At 69.4% G+C, this 19,376-nt stretch carries 17 protein-coding genes; 7 read left to right on the top strand and 10 right to left on the bottom strand.

All coding sequences use genetic code 11. From position 1 onward, the window contains the following. Positions 1 to 42: 42 nt before the first annotated feature. The 5 genes from AC07O8_RS13145 to AC07O8_RS13125 all read right to left on the bottom strand — a co-directional run bounded on the left by AC07O8_RS13145 (position 43) and on the right by AC07O8_RS13125 (position 5,876). Positions 43 to 1,203, bottom strand: coding sequence for an acyl-CoA dehydrogenase family protein (locus tag AC07O8_RS13145; RefSeq protein ID WP_495048442.1), 1,161 nt, complete (start codon positions 1,201 to 1,203; stop codon positions 43 to 45). Between the two features lie 8 nt (positions 1,204 to 1,211). Continuing rightward, complete coding sequence (locus AC07O8_RS13140; RefSeq protein WP_495048441.1) at positions 1,212 to 2,051, bottom strand: enoyl-CoA hydratase family protein; 840 nt, start codon at positions 2,049 to 2,051, stop codon at positions 1,212 to 1,214. A gap of 99 nt (positions 2,052 to 2,150) precedes the next feature. Beyond that, positions 2,151 to 2,723, bottom strand: a complete 573-nt coding sequence (locus AC07O8_RS13135) for a MarR family winged helix-turn-helix transcriptional regulator (RefSeq protein ID WP_495048440.1) — start codon at positions 2,721 to 2,723, stop codon at positions 2,151 to 2,153. Next, the gene (locus AC07O8_RS13130; protein ID WP_495048439.1) at positions 2,723 to 3,511 is read right to left on the bottom strand and encodes an SDR family NAD(P)-dependent oxidoreductase; all 789 of its coding nucleotides are present in this window, start codon (positions 3,509 to 3,511) and stop codon (positions 2,723 to 2,725) included. Before AC07O8_RS13130 ends, AC07O8_RS13135 begins: the two co-directional genes overlap by 1 nt. Positions 3,512 to 3,527: 16 nt before the next feature. Beyond that, the gene (locus tag AC07O8_RS13125) at positions 3,528 to 5,876 is read right to left on the bottom strand and encodes a bifunctional salicylyl-CoA 5-hydroxylase/oxidoreductase (protein ID WP_495048438.1); all 2,349 of its coding nucleotides are present in this window, start codon (positions 5,874 to 5,876) and stop codon (positions 3,528 to 3,530) included. Between the two features lie 241 nt (positions 5,877 to 6,117). Here AC07O8_RS13125 and kynB point away from each other — a divergent pair, with 241 nt between their 5' ends. The 5 genes from kynB to AC07O8_RS13100 all read left to right on the top strand — a co-directional run bounded on the left by kynB (position 6,118) and on the right by AC07O8_RS13100 (position 11,589). After that, positions 6,118 to 6,789 carry an arylformamidase gene (gene kynB / locus AC07O8_RS13120; protein ID WP_495048437.1) on the top strand — a complete coding sequence of 224 codons (672 nt, stop codon included), beginning with the start codon at positions 6,118 to 6,120 and terminating at the stop codon, positions 6,787 to 6,789. A 73-nt stretch (positions 6,790 to 6,862) separates the two neighbouring features. Then, the gene (gene kynU, locus AC07O8_RS13115) at positions 6,863 to 8,179 is read left to right on the top strand and encodes a kynureninase (RefSeq protein ID WP_495048436.1); all 1,317 of its coding nucleotides are present in this window, start codon (positions 6,863 to 6,865) and stop codon (positions 8,177 to 8,179) included. 8 nt (positions 8,180 to 8,187) lie between these two features. After that, positions 8,188 to 9,117: a tryptophan 2,3-dioxygenase gene (gene kynA, locus AC07O8_RS13110; RefSeq protein WP_495048435.1), complete on the top strand. Its 930-nt coding sequence runs from the start codon at positions 8,188 to 8,190 to the stop codon at positions 9,115 to 9,117. A gap of 231 nt (positions 9,118 to 9,348) precedes the next feature. Then, positions 9,349 to 11,175, top strand: coding sequence for an aminopeptidase P family protein (locus tag AC07O8_RS13105; protein ID WP_495048434.1), 1,827 nt, complete (start codon positions 9,349 to 9,351; stop codon positions 11,173 to 11,175). A 132-nt stretch (positions 11,176 to 11,307) separates the two neighbouring features. After that, positions 11,308 to 11,589, top strand: a complete 282-nt coding sequence (locus AC07O8_RS13100; protein WP_495048433.1) for a hypothetical protein — start codon at positions 11,308 to 11,310, stop codon at positions 11,587 to 11,589. Positions 11,590 to 11,640: 51 nt separating this feature from the next. Here AC07O8_RS13100 and AC07O8_RS13095 read toward each other — a convergent pair whose 3' ends face one another. From AC07O8_RS13095 to AC07O8_RS13080, 4 genes are all read right to left on the bottom strand, one after another. Next, entirely contained in the window at positions 11,641 to 12,495 is an 855-nt protein-coding gene (locus tag AC07O8_RS13095; protein ID WP_495048432.1) for a LytR/AlgR family response regulator transcription factor, read from the bottom strand. A 1-nt stretch (position 12,496) separates the two neighbouring features. After that, positions 12,497 to 13,588 (bottom strand): sensor histidine kinase, encoded by a 1,092-nt coding sequence (locus AC07O8_RS13090; RefSeq protein WP_495048431.1) that lies wholly within the window; start codon positions 13,586 to 13,588, stop codon positions 12,497 to 12,499. Between the two features lie 300 nt (positions 13,589 to 13,888). After that, positions 13,889 to 14,143: a hypothetical protein gene (locus AC07O8_RS13085; RefSeq protein ID WP_297525651.1), complete on the bottom strand. Its 255-nt coding sequence runs from the start codon at positions 14,141 to 14,143 to the stop codon at positions 13,889 to 13,891. A 176-nt stretch (positions 14,144 to 14,319) separates the two neighbouring features. Next, positions 14,320 to 14,886 (bottom strand): hypothetical protein, encoded by a 567-nt coding sequence (locus AC07O8_RS13080; protein ID WP_495048430.1) that lies wholly within the window; start codon positions 14,884 to 14,886, stop codon positions 14,320 to 14,322. A gap of 246 nt (positions 14,887 to 15,132) precedes the next feature. Here AC07O8_RS13080 and AC07O8_RS13075 point away from each other — a divergent pair, with 246 nt between their 5' ends. Then, positions 15,133 to 17,397, top strand: a complete 2,265-nt coding sequence (locus AC07O8_RS13075) for a RelA/SpoT family protein (protein ID WP_495048429.1) — start codon at positions 15,133 to 15,135, stop codon at positions 17,395 to 17,397. 30 nt (positions 17,398 to 17,427) lie between these two features. Here the strand turns inward: AC07O8_RS13075 and greB are convergent, their stop codons facing one another. After that, the gene (gene greB, locus AC07O8_RS13070) at positions 17,428 to 17,994 is read right to left on the bottom strand and encodes a transcription elongation factor GreB (RefSeq protein ID WP_495048428.1); all 567 of its coding nucleotides are present in this window, start codon (positions 17,992 to 17,994) and stop codon (positions 17,428 to 17,430) included. 104 nt (positions 17,995 to 18,098) lie between these two features. Here greB and AC07O8_RS13065 point away from each other — a divergent pair, with 104 nt between their 5' ends. After that, a complete protein-coding gene (locus AC07O8_RS13065; RefSeq protein ID WP_495048427.1) occupies positions 18,099 to 19,259 on the top strand; it encodes a CaiB/BaiF CoA transferase family protein in 1,161 nt (386 codons plus the stop codon). Positions 19,260 to 19,376: the final 117 nt, after the last annotated feature.

The following is a 19,376-nucleotide window of genomic DNA, read 5'->3' as shown; positions in this document are numbered from 1 at the left end:
TGTCCGTGCTCGTCTTGCGTGCTCGTGCGTGCTCGTGCGTGCTCAGCCGTTCTTCAACAGGTCGCGTCCGATGATCAGTTGCTGGACCTCGCTGGCCCCTTCGTAGATGCGCAGCGCGCGGATCTCGCGGTAGAGGGACTCGACGATCTCGCCGCGCCGCACGCCGCGGCCGCCGTGCAGTTGCACTGCCGCGTCGATGACGCGCTGCGCGCCCTCGGTGGCCATCAGCTTGGCCATCGCGGCTTCGCGTGTGATCGTGCGGCCCTGGTCGCGCTCCCACGCGGCGCGGTAGACCAGCAGCGCGCTGCTGTCGACCGTGCACGCCATGTCGGCGAGCTTGGCCTGCGTCAGCGGCAGGTCGGCCAGCGTGGCGCCGAACATCGCGCGCTCCTTGGCCTGGTTCAGCCCTTCCTCGAGCGCCCGTCGTGCGAAGCCCAGCGACGCAGCGGCGACGGAGGTGCGGAACACGTCCAGCGTGCGCATCGCCAGCTTGAAGCCCTCGCCCGGCGCGCCGACCATCGCGGTCCTGGGCACGCGGCAACCGCTGAAGCGCAGGCGCGCCAGCGGGTGCGGCGCGATCACGTCGATGCGCTCCACGATTTCAAAGCCCGGCGTGCCGGCGTCGACGATGAACGCGCTGATGCCGCGCGATCCGGGCGCTTCGCCCGTGCGTGCGAAAACGACATAGAAGTCCGCGATCCCGCCGTTGGAGATCCAGGTCTTTTCGCCGTCGATGACGTAGTGGTCACCGCTCTGGTCGTCCAGGCGCGCGGCGCACTGCATCGCCGCGACATCCGAGCCGGCTTCCGGCTCCGAGAGCGCGAACGCGGCCAGCGCCTCGCCCCGCGCGACGCGCGGCAGGTAGGCCTCGCGCTGCGCGGGCGTGCCCATCAGCGAGATCGCGCCCGAGCCCAATCCCTGCATCGCGAAGGCGAAGTCCGCGAGGCCGTCGTGGCGCGCGAGCGTCTCGCGCAGCAGGCAGATGGCGCGCGTGTCGATGGCCTCGCCCTCGCCCGCCACGGCGTGCCTCAACCACCCGCCGGCGCCGAGCGCCTTCACCAGCGACTTGCAGCTCGTGTCGACGTCCTCGTGATCGACCGAGCCATGCGCCAGGTTGCGCGCGCACCAGCCGTCCAGTTCGCTCGCCAGCGCGCGATGCTTGTCGTCGAAGAACGGCCAGTCCAGATGCTTCAGATGATTCATGGCCGTCCTCAATCGCCCTTGAATTCGGGGCGCTGCTTCGCGACGAACGCGTGGTACGCGCGATGGAAGTCCTGCGTCATCATGCAGATCGCCTGCGCCTGCGCCTCGGCCTCGATGGCCTCGTCGACGCCCATCGTCCACTCCTGATGCAGCATCCGCTTCGTCATCGCGTGCGCGAAGTTCGGGCCGGCGGCGATCTCCGCGGCCCAGGCCACGGCCTGCGACTCCAGCGCGTCCGGCTCGGCCATGCGGTTGAGGAAGCCCCACTGCAGCGCCTCTTCGCCACCCAGGCTGCGGCCGGTGTAGAGCAGGTCCGACGCGCGCCCCTGGCCGACGATGCGCGGCAGCAGCGCGCAGGCGCCCATGTCGCAGCCGGCCAGTCCGACGCGGGTGAACAGGAAGGCCGTCTTGCTGCGCGCCGTGCCGACGCGCAGGTCCGAGGCCATCGCCATGATCGCGCCGGCGCCGGCGCAGACGCCGTCGATCGCGGCCACCACCGGCTGCGGGCAGGCCCGCATCGCCTTGACCAGGTCGCCGGTCATGCGCGTGAACGCCAGCAGGTCCGGCATGGCCATCTTCGTCAGCGGGCCGATGATCTCGTGCACGTCGCCGCCGGAACAGAAGTTGCCGCCCGCGCCTTGAACGACGATCGCATTCACCTCGTCCACGTAGGCCAGCGTGCGGAACAGGTCGCGCAGTTCGGCGTAGGACTCGAAGGTCAGCGGGTTCTTGCGCTCGGGGCGGTTCAGCGTGACGACGCCGACGGCGCCCTCCTGGCGCCAGGCGAAATGCTTCGGCTCGAAGCCCTTCAGGCTGCGCGTGTTGCCGGTGATGAGATGGCTGTCCATCGATGAATACTCCTGGGTTCGCTCCCGGCGATCATTCGCCGCGGGCAGTCGGTCACTGGTGACAATCACTCGCCGGCGACGGTCATTTGCGGGCGACGGTCATTTGCGGGCGACGTCGAGTTGCGCGAGGTGGCCCTTCAGCACCGCGAGCAGCTCGTACACCTGGGTCTTCTGTTCGGGCGGCCAGCCGGCCAGCAGCTCGACGATCCAGCCCTCGTGCGTCGCGGCCATGCGCTTGAACTGGCGTCGTCCGGCCGGCGTCAGCCGCACCGTGACGCTGCGCCGGTCCGACGGATGCGGCTCGCGCACCACGTGGCCCTCGGCCTCGAGCTGGTCGGTGATGCCGGTGACGTTGCCGCCGGTGACCATCAGCCGCTGCGACAGCTCGCGCATCGTCAGGCCGTCGGGACTGCGTTCGAGCTGCGCGAGCAGGTCGAAACGCGGCAGCGTCGTGCCGAAGTCGTTGCGCAGGCGCTGGCGGATCTGGTCCTCGATGCGCGTGGTGCAGGCCAGCAGGCGCAGCCAGACCCGCAGGGCCTGGTGGTCGCCGTCGTGCATGCGCGACTCCAGGTCGGGGCCGAACTCGGTGCCCAGGTCGTCGACGTCCGGGGCCGCGCCTTTTGCAGCGGCGCGCGTCGCGCCGTTCGTGGCATCTCGTGCAGCGTCGCGCATCACATCACCTCCCCGCCGGCAACCGCGATCGCCTGTCCCGTGATCGAGCCGCTGTCGCGACGCGCCAGCCAGGCCACCGAAGCGGCGACCTCCGCCGGATCGACCAGTCGCCCCTGGGGATTGACCGAAGCGAGCTCGGCGCGCGCCTGGTCCGGCGTGCGGCCGGTCTTCGCGACGATGGTGTCGATCGCACCGGCGACGATGTCGGTTTCGGTGTAGCCCGGGCACACGGCATTGACGGTCACGCCCTTGCGCGCCGTCTCCAGTGCCAGCGCGCGCGTGAGGCCGAGTACGCCGTGCTTGGCCGCGCAGTAGGCCGCGACGTAGGCGTAGCCCTTCAGCGCGGCGGTGCTCGCGACGTTGACGATGCGGCCGAAGCGGCGTTCGGTCATCGCGGGAAGCACCTCGCGACTGCACAGGAAGCTGCCGGTGAGGTTGACGTTGAGCAGGCGCTGCCAGGTGTCCAACGAGGTCTTCGCGAGCGGCGCGGTCTCGACCTGCCCGGCGTTGTTGACCAGCAGGTCGATGGGCCCGGCCGCGGCCACCGCCGCCGCGAAGGCCTGGCTCACGCTGGCCTCGTCGCCGACGTCGCAGACCTGCAGCTCGACCGACGGTCCGCCGTCGACGTTCAGCCGGTCGCGTTGTTCCTTCAGCTTCTCGATGCGCCGGCCCATCAGCGTGACGCGCGCGCCGTCGGCGATCAGCGCCTGCGCGATCGCGGCGCCGATGCCGGAACCGCCGCCGGTGACGACGGCGTGCAGACCTTCGAGCGGGTACTTGTTGCTCATGGCGAGGCCTCCCGCTTCAGACGCCGAGCGCCTTGTTGGCCTGTTCCTGCGCGGCGGCACTGCCGCCCGTGGCGCGCTGGCGTTCGAACTCGCGCTCCATCTGGCTCTTGCCGGACAGGTACTGGACCGGCCAGTCCAGGCCAGGGCCGGAGAGGTAGCCGATCCTTGCGGCCTCGGTCAGCGTCCATGCCGGGTTGGCCAGGTGCGGACGCGCGATCGCGCACAGGTCGGCGCGGCCGGCCGCGATGATGCTGTTGACGTGGTCCGCCTCCGAAATCGCGCCCACCGCGATCGTCGCGATGCCGGCGCGGTTGCGTACGCTCTCGCTGAACGGCGTCTGCCACATGCGACCGTAGGTGGGCCGCTCCTGCTTGCTGACCTGGCCCGAGGAAACGTCGATCAGGTCGGCGCCCGCGGCCTTGAAGGCCTCGGCCATGGCGACCGCGTCCTCCGTCGTCGTGCCGCCCGGCACCCAGTCGTTCGCAGAGATCCGCACCGACATCGGCCGGTCCTGCGGCCACACCGCGCGCATCGCGGCGAAGACTTCCAACGGATAACGCAGGCGGTTCTCCAAGGAGCCGCCGAATTCATCGGTACGTTGGTTCGTCAACGGCGACAAGAAGCTCGACAGCAGGTAGCCGTGCGCGCAGTGCAACTCCAGCCAGTCGAAGCCGGCTTCCGCGGCGCGGCGCGTGGCCGCCACGAAGTCGGCCGTGACGCGCGCCATGTCGGCACGTGTCATCGCACTCGACCATTGGCTGACACCATCCAGGTACTGCTGCGGCGACGCCGAGATCAACGGCCAGTTGCCCTCGTCCAGCGGCTGGTCGATGCCGTCCCACGCCACGCGCGTGGAGCCCTTCGCGCCGGCATGGCCGAGCTGCATCGCGATCTTCGCGGTCGAGCTGCGATGCACGTGATCGACGATGCGCTTCCAGCCGTCGCGTTGCGCGTCGTTCCACAGGCCCGGGCATCCCGGCGTGATGCGGGCGTCCGGCGACACGCAGGTCATCTCGACGAACACCAGCCCCGCGCCCCCCATCGCACGGGCGCCGAGGTGGGCCAGGTGGTAGTCGGCAGGCTGGCCGTCCTCACAGGAATACTGCGCCATCGGCGACACGACGACGCGGTTCTTCAGCCTCACGCCGCGCAGCGTGAACGGCGTGAACATCGGCGGCGCGGCCCGGTCCAGGCCCGCGCGCTGCGAGAGCCACGACTCATACTCGCCGACGTAGCGCGCGTCGCGCAGCCGCAGGTTCTCGTGGGAGATGCGCTGCGAGCGCGTCAGCAGCGAGTACGCGAACTGTTCCGGCGCCAGGCGCGCGTGGCGCTCGACGTTCTCGAACCATTCCGTCGAGTTGCGCGCGGCGTTCTGGATGCGCAGCACGTCGATCGATCGCGTGGCTTCGTATTCCTCCAGCGCGGCGGGCAGGCTGTCGACGCCGCCGCCGTGACGCCCGATGTCGCGGGCGAGCGCGATCGCATCTTCAAGCGCGAGCTTGGTGCCCGAGCCGATCGAGAAATGCGCCGTGTGCGCCGCATCGCCCATCAGCACGACCGGCGCGCGGCCGTTGTGATGCACCCAGCGTTTGCACACCACGCGCGGGAAGCGGATCCACTGTGCCGAGCCCCGCAGGTGGGCCGCGTTCGAGATTAGCGGATGGCCGTCGAGCACCTTCGCGAAGAGCTTCTCGCAGAAGGCGATGCCCTCCTCCTTGCTCATGTCCTCGAGGCCGGCGGCCTGCCAGACCTGCTCTGGCGTCTCGACGATGAAGGTCGAATGCGTATCGTCGTAGCGGTAGGCGTGCGCCTGGAACCAGCCCCATTCGGTCTTCTGGAAATCGAAGGTGAAGGCGTCGAAGAGCTTGGTCGTTCCCAGCCAGACGAAGCGGCAGTTCCGCAGGTCGATGTCGGGCTGGTAGGTCGCGGCGTACTTCTGGCGCAGGCGGCTGTTGAGGCCGTCGGCGGCGATGATCAGGTCGGCATCGATGTCGGCGTCATCGCTGACGTCGGTCTCGTAGCGCAGCACGACGCCCAGTTCCTCGCAGCGCTCGCGCAGGATGTCCAGCAGCTTGCGCCGGCCGATGCCGCAGAAGCCGTGTCCGCCGGACACCATCGTGCGGCCGTCGATGTGGACGGCGATGTCGTCCCAGTGATTGAAGGACTGCAGGATCTGCTCGGCCGTCTTCGGATCGGCCTCGCGCAACGCGGCCAGGGTCTGGTCCGAGAACACCACGCCCCAGCCGAAGGTGTCGCCGGCGCGGTTGCGCTCCAGCACCGTGACCTCGTGCGCCGGGTCCTGCCGCTTCATCAGCAGCGCGAAGTACAGGCCGGCGGGACCGCCGCCGATGCAGGTGATACGCATGGTGGGAAGCCCGGCGAGCGTCGGGCGAGGACTGCTTGACGGGATCACTTTAGGCCTGGATAGTTGAGGTGTCAACGATCTGGGCGACCGGCCTTTCCCGAGATAACCCTGAGCCCGTCGACGTCGCCGCCCGGGCGGCTTGCGCAAAGCACCCGGCCTTGTTGGAATTAACCGACACCACGGTCCAGGACCGCGCGCTAAGGTGCGCGCCGTCGTGCCGAAGGCCCGGCAGGAGCAGCAGATGAAGTCAACCAGCCCATCTTCCCAGCCATCGTCCCAACGATCCTCCCCACGCTCGCTGTGGGACATCTCGCCGGTGGTGGCGCCCGACGCGCCGATCTTTCCCGGCGACGAGCCCTACGCCTTGAAGTGGACCGCGCGGCTATCGCCGGAGTGCCCGGTGAACCTGAGCGCGATCACGATGTCGCCGCACGTCGGCGCGCATGCCGACGCGCCGCTGCATTACGCCGACGGCGTCGCGAGCGCGGCGGAAGTCGCGCTCGATCCCTACCTCGGGCCGTGCCGCGTGATCTATGCGATCGGCTGCGGCCCGCTGATCCGCGTCGAGCATCTGGCACACGCCGCGCAGGACCTGCCGGCGCGCGTGCTGGTGCGCTGCAACGAACGCGCCGACACCGTCTGGAATCCCGCGTTCAGCGCCTACGCGCCGGAGACCGTCGAGTGGCTGGCCGCGCGCGGCGTGAAGCTGATCGGACTCGACACGCCGAGCGTCGATCCCGCGACCAGCAAGACGCTGGACAGCCACCAGCGGCTGCTGAGGCTGGATCTGCGCGTGCTGGAGAACCTCGTGCTCGACGACGTGCCCGAGGGCGACTACGAACTGATCGCGCTGCCGCTCAAGCTCGCCGGCGCATGCGCGTCGCCGGTGCGCGCGGTGCTGCGTTCCCTTTGAGCGCGCCGGGCGCCATCGCCCTCCCCCGACTTTCCGTTCTTCCCTTCTTTCATCGCACTTGCCTGGAACGCCGATGACCACACGACAAGACTGCCTGGCCCTGGACGCCGCCGATCCGCTGGCGCCGTTGAAGGACCAGTTCTCCCTGCCTGCGGGCACGCTCTACCTGGACGGCAATTCGCTTGGCGCGATGCCCAAGGCGACCGCCGCGCGCGTGCAGCAGGTGATCGCCGAGGAGTGGGGCCGCGACCTGATCAAGAGCTGGAACACGGCCGGCTGGATGGATCTGCCCTCGCGCATCGGCGACAAGATCGGCCGACTCATCGGCGCGAAGCCCGGCGAGACCATCGTCGCGGACTCGACCTCGCTCAACCTCTACAAGGTGCTGAGCGCGGCGCTGCGCATCGTGAAGGCGGGCGAGGCCGACGCGGGCGGCAGCCGCCGCACGGTCGTCGTCTCCGAGCGCAGCAACTTCCCGACCGACCTCTACATCGCGGAGAGTCTCGCCGAGCAGTTCGGCATGACGCTCCACCTCGTCGACCACGTGGATGAGATCCCGGGTCTGCTCAACAACCGGCTCGCCGTGCTGATGCTGACCGAGGTCAACTACCGCACCGGCCGCAAGCACGACATGAGGGCGGTGACCGCCGCGGCCCATGCGGCCGGCGCACTGACCGTGTGGGACCTGGCGCACTCCGCGGGCGCCGTCCCGGTCGACCTGAACGCCGCGGACGCGGACTTCGCCATCGGCTGCGGCTACAAGTACCTCAACGGTGGCCCGGGCGCGCCGGCCTTCGTGTGGGCGCATCCGCGTCACGCGGACCGCTTCTGGCAGCCGCTGTCGGGCTGGCTGGGCCACGCATCGCCGTTCCAGTTCACGTCGAACTACTCACCGGCGCCGGGCATCAAGCGCTACATCTGCGGCACGCCGGCGATCCTGTCGACGGCGGCGCTGGAGTGCGGCGTCGACACGCTGCTGGCGGCCGAGCCCTTCGGCGGGATGGCGGCGCTGCGCGAGAAATCGATCGCCTTGACCGAGCTGTTCGCGCGCCTGGCCGAAGAGCGCTGCGGCGACCAGGGCATCCACGTGGTCTCGCCGCGCGACGCGGCCCAGCGCGGCAGCCAGGTCTGCCTGGCGCTGAAGGCCCCGCTGCATGAGACGGCCGGCTACGCGGTCGTGCAGGCGCTGATCGAGCGCGGGGTGGTCGGCGACTTCCGAGCGGGCGATCCGGCACGCCTCGACGAGGTGCCGCACATCCTGCGCTTCGGCTTCACGCCGCTGTACATCGGCTTCGCCGACGCGTGGGACGCGGTCGAGCATCTGCATCAGGTGCTGGCCACCGGGGAATGGCGCGAGGCGCGCTTCAACAAGAAGGCGGCGGTGACATGAGTTGCCCGATGGGACATGGTTCCGATGGGTCCGATGGGTCCGGCGCGGCGGACGACAAGGCCGCTGAAGGAACGGGACAAGGCAGCGGACCGGGCACCGGACAACGCGGTGAAGCCATCGTCCGCGAGGAAGGCGCGCAGCTCGACTTCTCCAAGGACATGAGCTACGGCGACTACCTGCGCCTGGACCAGGTGCTGAGCGCCCAGCATCCGCTCTCGCCCGACCACAACGAGATGCTCTTCATCATCCAGCACCAGACCTCGGAGCTGTGGATGAAGCTGATGCTGCATGAGCTGCACGGCGCGGTGACGCACGTGGCCTCGGACCAGTTGCCCGAAGCCTTCAAGATGCTGGCGCGGGTGTCGCGGATCATGGAGCAGCTCGTCCACGCCTGGGACGTGCTCAGCACGATGACGCCGCCGGAGTACTCGGCCATCCGGCCCTACCTCTCCAACAGCAGCGGCTTCCAGAGCGCGCAGTACCGCCGCATCGAGTTCATGCTCGGCAACAAGAACGCGGCGATGCTCAAGCCGCACGCGCATCGCGCCGACCTGCTGGCCGAGGTGCAGGCGGCCTATGAGGCGCCTTCGCTGTATGACGAAGTCCTGCGGCTGCTGAAGCGCCGCGGCATCGATGTGCCCGCCGCCGCGCTCGAGCGGGACTGGACGCAGCCACGTTCCGCCGACGACGGCGTCAAGGCCGCCTGGCTCGAGGTCTACCGCGATCCGAAGGCGCACTGGGACCTGTACCAGATGGGCGAGGAACTCGTGGACCTCGAAGACGCGTTCCGGCTTTGGCGGTTCCGCCACGTCACCACCGTGGAACGCGTGATCGGCTTCAAGCGAGGGACCGGCGGCACGGGCGGCGTCAGCTATCTGCGCAAGATGCTGGACGTCGTGCTGTTCCCGGAGTTGTGGGCGCTGCGGACAGAGCTGTGAGCGCTCGCAGGGCAACCAGGCCCCCTTGACTCCATCTCCCTCCTTTGTCGGCCGCCCCGGCCGACAAATTCCCTCCCTAAGTTCCGTCAAGGGGGCCTGGTCGCCCCGCTCCGGCACGACCTCGCACGCTCGTTGGAGGGGTGGAGGACGTCACTCCTACAATTCGACGACTCGATGTGGGTGGCCTATCCGGTCACCCACGGTCCGCTCGCCAACCCGCCGAGGCCCGCCATGGATACCCGCCTTTCCCAGATCAAGCTGCGCATCTCCAGATTGCGCGACGCGCTGCGCAACGCCGGCGCCCACGCCATCCTGGTCCCCTCGGCCGATCCGCATCTCTCCGAATACCTGCCGCGCCGCTGGCAAGCCCGCGAAGTCTTCTCCGGCTTCACCGGCTCCATGGGCACCCTGGTCGTGACGCTGGATGACGCCCAGCTGTTCGCCGACAGCCGCTACTGGACCTCCGCCGAACGCGAGCTCGCCGACAGCGGCATCGCCCTCTTCAAGATCCCCACCGGCGCCTCCAGCCAGCACATCACCTGGATCGCGGACACGCTGCAGCGCGGCCAGACCCTGGTCGTCGATGGGCAGGTGCTCGGACTTGCCGTCGCGCAACAGCTGCGCGCGGCGCTCGGCGCCAAGGGCGTGCTGATCAACACCGGACTCGACCTGATCGACCAGGCCTGGGACGACCGCCCCGGCCTGCCCGACGCGCCCATCTACGAGCACGCCTCGCCGCAGGCCACCGTCAGCCGCGCCGACAAGCTCCAGCAGGTCCGCGAGGGCATGGCCAGACACGGCGCCTCGCATCACCTGATCTCCAGCGTCGACGACATCGCCTGGCTGCTCAACCTGCGCGGCTCGGACGTGACCTACAACCCGGTGTTCCTCGCCCATGCGCTGCTGGACACGACCGGCACGACCGGCACGACGCTGTTCGTCCAGCCCGGCAAGATCGACGCGGCGCTGGCGCAGCGACTCGCCGCGGACGGCGTGCGCGTCGCGCCGTATGCCGACACCCGCGCGACGCTGGGCGCCCTGCCCTCGGACGCCAAGGTGCTGATCGACCCCCGTCGCGTCACGCTCGGCCTGCGCGAGGCCTTGCCGGCCTCGGCGGCCGTCGTGGAGGCCATCAATCCGAGCACGCTGCTGAAGAGCCGCAAGAACGCCGCCGAAGCGCAGTTCATCCGCCAGGCGATGGAACAGGACGGCGCCGCGATGTGTGCGTTCTATGCGTGGTTCGAAGCGGCCCTGGCGCGCGGCGAGGCGATCTCCGAACTCACCGTCGACGAGCGCCTGACCGCCGAGCGGGCCAAGCGGCCCGGCTTCGTCGGCCTGTCGTTCTCGACCATCGCCGGCTTCAACGCCAACGGCGCGATGCCGCACTACCGCGCGGTGCCGGAGTCCTTCTCGCAGATCGAGGGCGACGGCCTGCTGCTGATCGACTCCGGCGGCCAGTACGTGGGCGGGACGACCGACATCACCCGCGTCTGGCCGATCGGCACCATCACCGAGGACCACCAGCGCGACTACACGCTGGTGCTCAAGGGCACGATCGCGCTGTCGCGCGCCGCGTTCCCGCGCGGCACGCTGAGCCCGATGCTCGACGCCATCGCCCGCGCCCCGCTGTGGGCCCACGGCCTGGACTACGGACACGGCACCGGCCACGGCGTCGGCTACTTCATGAACGTGCATGAAGGCCCGCAGAGCATCTCGAAGGCCGTGCCCGACGCGAACATGGCCATGGAGCCCGGCATGATCACGTCGATCGAGCCCGGCCTGTACCGCCCCGGCCAATGGGGGGTGCGGATCGAGAACCTGGTGCTGAACGTGGCCTTCGAAACCGCCGAGAAGGGGCAGTTCGGCGAGATGCTGGCGTTCGAGACCCTGACGCTGTGCCCCATCGACACGCGCTGCATCGCGGTGGCCTTGCTGTCGGAGGACGAACTCGCGTGGTTGAACGCATATCACGCCGAGGTGCGCCGGCGTCTGGCGCCGCTGGTCGACGGCGAGGCCCTCGCCTGGCTGAACACCCGCACCGAGGCGCTGCAGCGCTGAGCGTCGGACCGTCCCTTGCGACGGACAGCGGAAAAGCGCGGCTGAGCCGCGCTTTTTTACGTCCGGCTTCGCTGGAAGCGCGCCGGGCCGCCACCTAGACTTGTTGCAGCTTGTCGACGAGGAGCAGAGACCATGGACACCCGACTCTCTCAAGCGTGGAACGGCTGGCGCGCGTCGGCGCGACACCAGCCCTCGACCCCCGATGAACCCGAGCTGCACCGCTTCTCCGACGGCGCGATGCACACCGCGCTGATGGCCGCGATCATCGCGGTCGCCGTGATGGCCGTCGTGCAGATGGTCAACGTCGCCGCCCCGATGTGGCAGCTGGAACCGGTGGTCGTGCAGGGCAAGGCCCAGCAGGTGCCGCTGCCCGCCGCACCTCAACCGCTGGAGCAGGCGCAACCGGGCCGCTGAATCCCCGGGGACCGAGCACCGGCGCGCGCCGGCCCTCGCCCGCGGGTCGCCTCACATCTGCCGGAACAGGTGCAGGTAGCTGCGGCTGACGGGCAGCACCTCGGGCCGCGCCTTCAGGTGGAGGTCCGCCGTTTCGTTCGGCCCCCGCGTGACGTGGCTGATCGCGTGCAGATTGACCACCACCGAGCGATGGACCTGCACGAAGCGCTGGGCGTCGAGCCGCTCGATCAGTTCGCGGATCGGCGTGCGGATGAGCGCCTCGCCCTCGGCGGTGACGACCAGCGTGTACTTCTCGTCCGAGCGCAGGAAGAGGATCTCGTCGACCGGGATCAGCTTCAGCGTCGACCCCACGGACGCGCGTATCCACTGCAAGGGTCCGGTGTCGGTCGCCAGGCCGGCGGCCGCCGACGCGGGCGCGCCCGGTTGCCGCGCGATGCGGCGGGCGAGCTCGTCGATGACAGCCTCCAGCGCCGCCTGGCTGCCCTCCCCGCGCGAACGCCGGGGCTGCTCGGCCAGACGCTCCTTCAGCCGGCCGACCGTGTCGGCGAGGCGGGCCTCGTCGACCGGCTTGACCAGATAGTCGATGGCGCCGCGCTCGAAGGCCTGCAAGGCGTAAGCCTCGAACGCGGTGACGAACACGACATGCGCCTGGCGCGCGATCTGCCGGGCCGCCTCCATCCCGTTCAGGCCCGGCATGTGGACGTCGAGGAAGGCGATGTCGGGTCGGTGGACCTCGAACATCTCCACCGCCTCGCGCCCGTTGCGCGCCTGCGCGACCACGCGCAGTTCCGGCCACAGCAAGCCGAGACTGCGCTGCAGGCTGTCGCGCAGCAGCGGCTCGTCGTCCGCGATCAGGGCGGTCGGCGCGGCATGGTCGAACTGGGCGGGGCGGTCGGAAGAACTCATGTCATTGCGGAGTGAAGCGCAGCTCGGCACACAGGCCGTGCGGTAGATTTTCGGTCAGCGCCAACGAAGCGCCGGGGCCGTAGAACAGCGTCAGCCGCTCCCGCAGGTTGCGCAGCCCGGTGCCGCTGCCCATGCTCTGCGTCATGCCGACGCCGGTGTCGCTGACCCAGAGCCGCACCTGGCCGTCGTGCAGCACTCCGCCGACCTCGATGCGCCCGCCTTCTTCGCTGGGATCGATGCCGTGGCGCACGGCGTTCTCGACCAGCGTCAGCAAGGCCATCGGCGGAAAGCGCAGGCCGCCGAGCTCCTGCGGCAGGTCGACGACGACATCGAGCCGGTCCGGCATGCGCAGGTGCATCAGCTCGAGGTAGGCGCGGACCAGGGCGACCTCGTCGGACAGCGTCGTGGCGTCGCCCTGCAGCCGCGGCATCGCCGCGCGCAGGTAGGCAATCAGGCTGCGCAGCACCGGCGCGGCCTGGGGCGATCCGGTCTCCACCAGCGCGCGGACATTGGCCAGCGTGTTGAACAGGAAATGCGGCTCGACCTGCGCTTGCAGCAGGCGCAGCCGGGCGTCGAGGGCCCGTCGCTCCAGTTCGCTGCGTTCGAGCTCGAAACTGAGCGCCTGGCTGCGGGCTTCGGCATCGCGTTGGCGGTAGAGCGCCCCCATCGCCAGCAGCGGTCCGACGACCAGACCGGATCCTGCGATCCAGAGGAAGCCGAGCATCCGGGATTCGGATTCGACGAAGCTGGAGAAGTCACCGCCGACGGCGACCATGTAGACGGCCAGCGTGGCCAGCGGCACCGCCGCCGCGACCACGACGACCTGGAACAGCCATCGCGCCCACCAGCGCGGCAGACGGCGTGGCCATTGCCCGGCCGCCGAGAAGGCCAGCAAGGCCAGCATGCCCACGAACATCGTCCGGCCCAGCAGGACCGGGAACGGGGTGATGAAGATCGGCTGCAGCGCCAGCGCGAAGACGGTGGCCAGCGCCAGCGCCAGCAGGACGCGCTGCGGCGTCAGGTAGGAGACGAAACCGTGCCAGGCCGGATGCGGAGGGTCGGAAGGGCTGACGGGGAGGACCGGGGTCGACATGCCCGCACGATAACGGGCCCGTCGCGGCGATCCAAGCGTGGACGGGCGCTCACGCGACGAAGCACGGGATGGGCCGCTTGAGCCACGGGGAGCGGGGCGGCAGCCGGGCCGGCAAATGGGGCGGCAAACGGGGCGGCAAACGGGGCGCCAGTCAGCGAGATGGTCGGGGCGGTCTCCGCCCCCACCCGCGGGAGCGTGGTGAGGAAGTCGTCGAACAGGTCGTCATCGAACAGGGCGTCGCCGAACACGTCGGCATCGACAAGTTCGTCGAACAGGGTGGTCCGGATCATGCCGCCTCCGTCACGCGTACATGCCGATCCGGCACATCACCGCTTCCTTGCCGGCATTGATGGCGAAACGCAAGGCCTCCGCCGGCGTCGCCCAGCCGTAGCCGCCGGCCAGGTTCTCGTCGCGGAAGGCTTCGCGCTTGTTCATCGCCTCGCAGAGCCCCGTCCGCACCACGACGACCGCCGCCACGTAGCCGAACTGGCGGGGGCGCTCGATCGCGCCGGCATAGATGCGGTAGTCCCCGGTCTCGATTTCGGCGAAGTGCATGGCTGACTCCTTCAACGACAGGCAGCTCATGCCGAGCCGCGACGGAGTCAACTTTGCGCGCCGGATCGCGCCTTGCATACCCGACTGAGGAGGGCCCTCGGAAGGGGGAGTCCGTCCCGGATCCCCCCATCGGGCGATATCGGGCGTCGCCGGTCGGCGGGCCCCGCGCGACGGCGTCAGAACTGGTTGTTGGCGATCGAGGTGTACTCGCGCAACTCGGCATCGACGACGCGCTTGGGCGGCACGTCCGCCGGGCGCTGGCCCAGCGTGGGATGCAGGACGTCGTAGGACCGACGCTCCGACGGCGAAATGACGCCGTTCTGGTCCGAATCGGCCTCGGCATAGACCAGGTTGGGCACCAGGCTGATCGGCTCGGGGAACTTGTCGTCCCGGGACACCACGGCGGCCCGGGCATTGGACGGCTGGAAGGAGGTGCTCTGCGCCGTCACGGTCGTGGGGGCGGGCGCCGGGGCAGGCGCCGCGGCCTGGGCCGGAGCTTGAGTTTGGGCCTGGGCCTGGGCTGCTTGCGTCTGCACCGTCGAGGCGGGCGCCGGACGTGTCTGCGCCTGAGTTTCCGAGGCGGCGAGGCTCGCTGCCAGCGGGGACAGGCTCACCACGGCGGAGGCCTCGACCGGCGACGCCGTCGAGGGATCGTCGACGCCCGCTTCACGCACGCGCGCCGACTGCCCGGTGGTCGCACCGGGACCGTTCAAGGTCGTTGTGTTGTTGGAAACAGGATTCATGGCGAGCCTCCCGCGAGGTGTCCGCACATTTCGGCCAGCGGATGCCGGGACCGGGACGGGTCCCGGGCCATCGCCCTTCCAGGGCATGTTCGGTTTATCGGCGGGCGACCTCCGGACTTTAGGCCTCGATCCGCAGCTTTCGCGTGTTCTTGATAGGGATAAACCCTTAATTCCGGACCCGGAGGGGGCCGCGACCTCAAGTCCACTCGCCGGAAACCCCTGTCGCCATCGGTTAAATTGCATCGCATGGGTCTCCGCTCCTTCGCCACCGCTCACATTCCAGGCCTGACCGGGCTGGCCGGCCCCAAGGCCACGCCGGACACGGCCGCCGAGGCGTCCTCGTTCGACGCGCTCGTGGACCGCCTGCACTATCTGCCCAAGGCCGACGTCAAGCGCATCCGCGAGGCCTACAAGTTCGCGGACGAGGCCCATCTGGGGCAGTTCCGGGCCAGCGGCGAACCCTACATCACCCATCCGATCGCGGTCGCCGGCCTGTGTGCCGACTGGCGCCTGGACGCGCAGGCCATCATGGCCGCGCTGATGCACGACGCGATGGAGGATTGCGGCGTCACCAAGACCGAACTGATCGAGCGCTTCGAGGCGCCGACCGCCGAACTGGTCGACGGCCTGACCAAGCTGGACAAGCTGCAATTCTCGACGCGCGAGGAATCGCAGGCGGAGAGCTTCCGCAAGATGCTGCTGGCAATGGCGCGGGACGTCCGCGTGATCCTGATCAAGCTGGCCGACCGCCTGCACAACATGCGCACGATGCAGCACATGGCGTTCGACAAGCGACGCCGCATCGCCCGCGAGACGCTGGACATCTATGCGCCGATCGCCCACCGGCTCGGCCTCAACGAGATCTACCGCGAACTGCAGGAACTCTCGTTCCAGTACATCCACCCGTGGCGCCACGGCGCACTGGCCAAGGCCGTCACCAAGGCGCGCGGCCACCGGCGCGACCTGGTGTCGCGCATCGAGCGCGACGTGCAGAAGGCCTTCTCCGAGGCGAACCTGCGCGTCGAGATCCAGGGCCGCGAGAAGACGCTCTTCAGCATCTACAAGAAGATGAGAGAGAAGCACCTGAGCTTCGCCCAGGTCAGCGACATCTTCGGCTTCCGGGTGATCGTGCAGGACCTGCCCCAGTGCTACTGGTCGCTGGGCGTGCTGCACCAGCTCTACAAGCCGCAGCCGGGCCGCTTCAAGGACTACGTCGCCATCCCCAAGCCCAACGGCTACCAGTCGTTGCACACGACACTGGTGAGCCCGCTGGGCACGCCGGTGGAATTCCAGATGCGCACCGAGGCCATGCACATGGTCGCCGAGAAAGGCGTGGCCGCGCACTGGCTGTACAAGAGCAAGGGCGACGCCAAGGGCGCGCAGCAGCTGGGATCGCGCTGGCTGCAGTCGCTGCTGGACATCCAGGACGAGACCCGCGACGCGACCGAGTTCCTGGAGCACGTCAAGATCGACCTGTTCCCCGACGCGGTCTACGTGTTCACGCCGAAGTCCAAGATCATGGCGCTGCCCAAGGGCGCGACGCCGGTGGACTTCGCCTACGCGATCCACTCGGACGTGGGCGACCATTGCGTCGCCGCGAAGGTCAACGGCGAGCCGGTGCCGCTGCGCACCGAGCTGCGCAGCGGGGACGTGATCGAGGTGGTGACCGCCGCCGGCGCGCGGCCGAATCCGGCCTGGCTGAGCTTCGTGCGTACCGGGCGGGCGCGCTCCAAGATCCGGCATTTCCTGAAGAACCTGGAGCAGGAGGAGTCGCGCGAGCTCGGCCACAAGATGCTGGCGCAGGCGCTGCGCGCGGAAGGCCTGGCGCTGCCCAGCCTTCAGCCCGAGGACGAGACCGCCGCCGCGCTGTGGCAGGACCTGGCGCGCTGGGCGGGCAACCGGCATGTGGACGAGCTGCTCGTCGAGATCGGCCTGGGGCGCAAGATCGCGACGATCGTGGCGAAGAAGCTGGCGCGCACCCTGTCCGACCAGGGTCAGCGGCCCGACGCGGTGCTGCTGACGATGGGCCGCTTCGCCACCGACGACGCGCCGGCGCAGGGTCAGGTCCTGATCGACGGCAGCGAAGGCGCCTCCGTGCGCCTGGCCACCTGCTGCCGGCCGATTCCCGGCGACGACATCAAGGGCTACCTCGGTCGCGGGGAGGGCCTGGTGGTCCACACGGCCGAGTGCTCGGTCGGACGACGCCTGTTCCAGCGCGACAGCGAGCACTGGATCGCCGTCGGCTGGGGCGAGGAACTGAGCCGCAGCTTCGAGGCGGAGGTCGGCGTGCTGATGCGCAACGGCAAGGGCGTGCTGGCGCAGATCGCGACCGCGGTCAGCAGCGCGGAGGCCGACATCACGCACATCGCCATGAGCGACGACTCGCAGCAGCGCGAGACCGCGGAAATGACGCTGCTGCTGGCGGTGCGCGACCGGCTGCACCTGGCCGATGCGCTGCGCACGCTCAAGCGCTCGAGCGCGGTGATGCGCGCCTGGCGCGTGAAGCCCTGAGCAGGCTCCTCGCCGGTCAGGCCGCCTGGGCTACTCGGGCGACCCGGGCTTGGGGTAGCGGACCTCCACCACCTCGATCGGCTCCACGCCCACCGGCGTCACCAGCTGCAGCTCGTCGCCCTCGCGCGCCTTGAGCAATGTGCGCGCGATCGGCGACACCCAGCTCACCTCGCCCGCCAGGCTGTCCGACTCGTCGATGCCCTTGATGGTGATGGTCCGTTCCTCGCCCTTGCCGTTGGCGTAGGTCACCGTCGCGCCGAAGAACACCTGGTCGCTGCCATGGTGCGCGCTCGGGTCCACGACCTCGGCGATGTCCAGCCGCTTCGTGAGGAAGCGCAGGCGACGGTCGATCTCGCGCAGCCGCTTCTTGCCGTAGAGGTAGTCCCCGTTCTCCGAGCGGTCGCCGTTCTTCGCGGCCCAGGAAACGATCTCGACGATCTTGGGACGCTCGACGTCCAGCAGCTGCATGAACTCGGCGCGCAGCCGGGCGTACCCCGCCGGCGTCATGTAGTTGCGCGAGCCCTGGGGCAATGCGGGCAGCGACGGGCCGTCGTCCTCATCGTCGCTCTCGGATTCCTTCGTGAATGCCTTGCTCATGCGGCTATTGTGTCGCGCTCCGGCGGCGTCCCCGCCCAGGCTTCCAGAGACCCGGCCGGCGACACGATATGGTGTCGCGACCCACATTCCCCGGAAGACGCGGCATGAGCGACACCTTGGACGACGGCGCGAACGACAGCGCGAACAACAGCGCGAACAAAGGCGCGAGCGGTCCCTTGAGCGGTTTGCGGATCGTGGAGTTCGCCGGCATCGGTCCGGCACCGTTCGCGGGGCTCGTGCTGGCCGATTTCGGCGCCGACGTGACCGTCGTGGAGCGGCCCGGCGGTGAGACACGGCTCGGTGGTGGCGCGGCGTTGAACCGCGGCAAGGCCATCGTCCAGGCGGACCTGAAATCGCCCGCGGGACTGGCCCGGGTGCGCGAACTCGTCGCGGGCGCCGACGCGCTGATCGAAGGTTTCCGCCCCGGCGTGATGGAACGGCTCGGGCTGGGACCGGACACGCTGCTGGCCGCTCATCCCACGCTGGTCTATGCGCGCCTCACCGGCTGGGGCCAGACCGGCCCGCTGGCGCAACGCGCCGGGCACGACATCAACTACGTCGCCTTGAGCGGCCTGATGCCCTTCTCCGCCCGCTCGGGCCAGGCGCCGACGCTGCCGGCCACCCTGCTCGGCGACATCGGCGGCGGGGCGCTGACGATGCTCTTCGGACTGATGTGCGCGCTGTGGGAGTCGCGCCGTTCGGGTCGCGGCCAGGTCGTGGACGCGGCCATCGTCGACGGCGTCGGCTACATGGGGACGCTCATCCAGGCACTGCGGGCCGGCGGCCGCTGGGACGACGATCCGTCGCGCAACCTCTTCCTGCACCGCTCGCATTTCTACGACTGCTTCGAATGCGCGGATGGGCGATGGTTGTCGCTCGGTGCGATCGAGGCACCGTTCCGGCAGGAGCTCATGGCGCGACTCGGCCTGATGCCGACGCCGCCCCTGCCACCATCGCTGGACGATCCCCTGCAATGGCCGGCGTTGCGCGACGCGGTCGCCGCGCGGATCCGGCAGGAATCGCTGGCGCACTGGGTGGCCCTCTTCGAAGGAAGCGACGCCTGCGTGGCGCCGGTACTGACTGCCGCCGAAGCGCCCCTGCACCCGCAGCAGCAGGCGCGTCGCAACTTCTTCATGCAGGATGGACTCGCCTGGCCGATGCCGGCGCCGAAACTCTCTCGCACGCCGGCCAGGCCCGGATCGCCGGTCGCCGCGACCCAACGCCAGCAGGAGTTATTCGATCCGGACGATATTCGCCCGGAATAATCCCGCGCAACCATTCAAAGCGGCGCGCCAATGAAGCGCGCGAATCGAATATGAGCGCACCGGAAATGATTTGGGCAAAGAAAAAAGCCAGCGTCTTTCAACGCTGGCTTTTTATTT

It is taken from the genome of Roseateles sp. GW821-FHT09G09 (assembly GCF_059415965.1).
Note: the sequence above shows the minus strand (reverse complement) of the source record. Positions and strands in the feature narration are given on the sequence as shown.